The following is a 573-nucleotide window of genomic DNA, read 5'->3' on the forward strand; positions in this document are numbered from 1 at the left end:
GGTATCGACACCGTGGCCGCCGCCGAACTGATCGCCGAAATCGGCATCGATACGACCCGCTTTCCCACCGCGGCTCATCTGGTGTCGTGGGCGAAATTCTGCCCACAGACCCATCAGTCAGCCGGCAAGTCCCGCAGCAAGGGCCGCGGCGGGGGCAATCCGTGGCTGGCCGGCACGCTTGGCCGCATCGTGTTCGGCGCCTCCCGCACCGACACCTTCCTCGGTGCTCGCTACCGGCGGCTGGCCCGCCGCCGCGGCAAGCACAAGGCAATCGTCGCCCTCGGCAATTCGGTGCTCACCATCGTTTACCACCTGCTGGCCGACGCCGACGCCACCTTTTGCGACCTAGGTCCCGGATACTACGAATCCCGAATCAACAAGCACCGCCGCGCCCGCGATCTGGCCACCCAACTGCAGGCGCTCACCGGCCAACACATCCTCATCCGCGACGGCAAGGCCGTCATCACCGGCACCGCCGCCTGAACATCAAAACCACACCGCATATCCCGCTCCGCCGGGCACCGTCAGCCTGCCCACTCACCATCCGATTTTCGGGTCAGAAGCCAGGGCTGC

At 66.5% G+C, this 573-nt stretch carries 1 protein-coding gene; it reads left to right on the forward strand.

The window, feature by feature from the left end; translation table 11 throughout:
• The coding region (locus tag AC5Y5W_RS24960) for a transposase (protein WP_500014178.1) at positions 1-483 on the forward strand (483 nt) is incomplete at its 5' end.
• Between the last annotated feature and the right edge of the window lie 90 nt (positions 484-573).

The sequence above is a fragment of the Mycobacterium sp. NGS51 genome (genome assembly GCF_059812525.1).